Raw genomic sequence first — 2,600 nt, forward strand, 5'->3', positions numbered from 1 at the left:
TTTCGCCGCCGTTCACCTGCTTCAGCAGCAGCGACTCGAAATACAATACACGCCCTCCCACCCCCGCGCAACTCCACGCGTTGCCTTATGGAAAAACCTCCGTGTGCGGCGCCGTCCCGGTGCCGGGGCTGCGGGGTAGGCCCGTTTCAGGGAGCTGACGATGAACCAACGCGAGGCCGTGACGAGGAAGCAGGCCACGGCCTACCGGAGTGCCGACGGGGCCGGTAAGACCCGGATCCCGGGCGGGCTGACCGGCTGGCACGGGACCACGGGCGGGCGGCCCATGCCGGAGGCCTTGGTGCTGAGGGCGGTCCCCTCCGGCCGGGCAGGCACCGGTCTACGGACCCGGGTTACTGCCGCCTTTGACCACCTGCGGGCGCTGTTGCGTGCCCCGGCCGAAACTGCCGGCCCCCGATGCTGCCCGTGCCGCTGCTGCGCCGCGACGGAGACCTGGAGGTGACAGACGTGCAGGCGCAACTGCTGCGCATCAGCTCGGCAACGATCGCAAGCTCGCACCCGAACGAGCGAAAAGGCTGCCGCAGGGACGATCGCACATCAGGCCCGGGTCCCTGCTCGAATCCCAGATCAGGATCCGTACCTGGGCCGGATGACGACGCGATCCCCGGCTTCGTGGAGATCGGCCCGGCCGGCCACCCGGGCGGCAACGTCGCCGGCAAGTACTGCCGCGCCCTCACATTGACCGACATCGCCACCGACTGGACGGTGAACCACTCGGCGCGTAACAAGGCCGCGAAATCGGTCTTCGAGACCCTGCAACATGTCATCGCCGTGTTCCCGGCCCCTTCCCGGGGATCGATTCGGACAACGGCTCCGGGTTCACCAACCAACACTTGCTCGCCTCGTACACCAGGCAGCAGATCACCTTCACCCGATCCCGGCCTTGGAACAAGAACGGTGGCGTGCCGGCGAAGCAGAAGAACCGGGCAGGTGCCGGCAAGCCAACGGCTACCTGCACTGTGACACGACGGCCGAACCGGCCAGGCCCATACAAGCTCTGGGAACCGGACCGGGTCTTCGCCGACTACCTGCCGCTCCGGCAGAAGCTCATCGAAAAGTACCACCACGGCGCGAAGGTCACCAGGAATCACGATGTGCCGGCGACTCCCGCCAAGACACCCGTGCGCATCAAATCCGCCGTCAATTGGACCCGGAACGTCTGATCCCCACGGAGGAAATCAAATGACGCAACGAAGTACCTTTGCCGGAGGTATGCAATGAGGCAACCGGCAAATTCGGTAGTTCTCCGGCCTCGGGATTTCGGACAGCGGGCCCTCTTAAGATTTTGGGGACTACGAGAGGAATCTGCAGGATGTCTGCGCGCCGGCGGCTCGGCCAGAAATTCAAGGACGAGCTGTGCCGGGAAGCCATCTCCAGGAACAAAACCATTAAAGCCGCGGGCGAGGAGAATGGCGTCGGGCCGGGACGCTGTGCACCTGAGGAAGTAACCGGGAGGAACACGGCTCAGCCGCCGCCGAAGCACGGCTGACGGCTTCGGAGCAGGCGCGGCTCAAGGAGCTCGAGCGGGAGAGCCGGGAGCTGCGGGCCGGGAGCGCGCTTCCAAAAAGCGGCCGCTTGGTTATCGCATAGGAACCAGGGCAGTGGCCGGAATATGAATTCATCGATTCCCAAGCCCCGTTGCCGGATTCCCTGCCGCTGGTGAAGATGGGCCGCCGGCAGGGTGCGTCCACGCTTCTTCGATGCCTCGGACAGCACGTACGGATACCGCCGGATCGACACAGACCTGGCCGCCGAAGGCATCCGCTGTCCGCCGGAGCCGGTGCGGCAGACTATGCGCGCGGTGATCCCGGACCGTTCCAGGGCCGGGTTCCTCGGCGACATCACCCGTCTGCGGGCCAGCTTCATCTGCCCGGTCACCGTGATCGACTGCTGTTCGAAGAAGCCCGCGGGCGTCCCGGAGGCCGCCCACATGCGCCGGGCTGCCTTGGACCGCGCTGCGCGACGCCACCACCGCCGTCGGTCGGGGTGCCGTCAGGCACCCGGACCGGGGTATGCCGGGACAATGCGCCGGTCGAGTCATTCTTTCCGGCGCTGAAGATCGAGTGCGTCCACCGCACCGCCTGCGCCGCGAAGACGTAGCCCGACGGCATGTCATCCGCTACCTCGAAGGCTTCTGCAACAGCCGGTGAAGACTCTCGGACCTCGACTACCGGTACCCCAACGAGGTCCACCACAGTTGCCGGCAGCCTTCCCAGACAACGTAGAAAAACAACCGCTCCGCTGTCCGAAATTTACGAGGCAGCCCAAACACACATCAAACGCACCGGGTAGGGATTTGTGAACGGCGCCAGCTATACCACTAGGGTCATGCCCGGAAGCACCGGCGGAAAGGCGGCCTATTCATGCGCCCCCGGAGTCGGATTCATCACGAAACGTGAAGAGATGTACGGATTCAAGGGCGTGGCCGTTGGTGGTATCTCCGCGACGGCATCGCAGCGCGGACCGGAAGGGCTGTGACACCCCTGACCCGGCGTATACAGCAATGGCCCCGCCGTCGTTGGCGGGGCCTTTGCCCAAGGATTGTGCGGCGGTGTCCTGCTCTCCCACACCCTCCCGGGTGC

The 2,600-nt window shown here is 65.6% G+C and carries 2 protein-coding genes; one reads left to right on the forward strand and one right to left on the reverse strand.

The genetic code is table 11. The annotated features are described in order from the left end of the window. Positions 1–977 precede the first annotated feature (977 nt). A complete protein-coding gene (locus tag ACFQ36_RS22095; protein ID WP_377017617.1) occupies positions 978–1,181 on the forward strand; it encodes a hypothetical protein in 204 nt (67 codons plus the stop codon). A 301-nt stretch (positions 1,182–1,482) separates the two neighbouring features. Here the strand turns inward: ACFQ36_RS22095 and ACFQ36_RS22100 are convergent, their stop codons facing one another. Then, a complete protein-coding gene (locus tag ACFQ36_RS22100) occupies positions 1,483–1,950 on the reverse strand; it encodes a hypothetical protein (RefSeq protein ID WP_377017619.1) in 468 nt (155 codons plus the stop codon). Positions 1,951–2,600 lie beyond the last annotated feature (650 nt).

It is taken from the genome of Arthrobacter sp. GCM10027362 (genome assembly GCF_042679445.1).
In the GTDB taxonomy this organism is placed as follows: Bacteria; Actinomycetota; Actinomycetes; order Actinomycetales; family Micrococcaceae; genus Crystallibacter.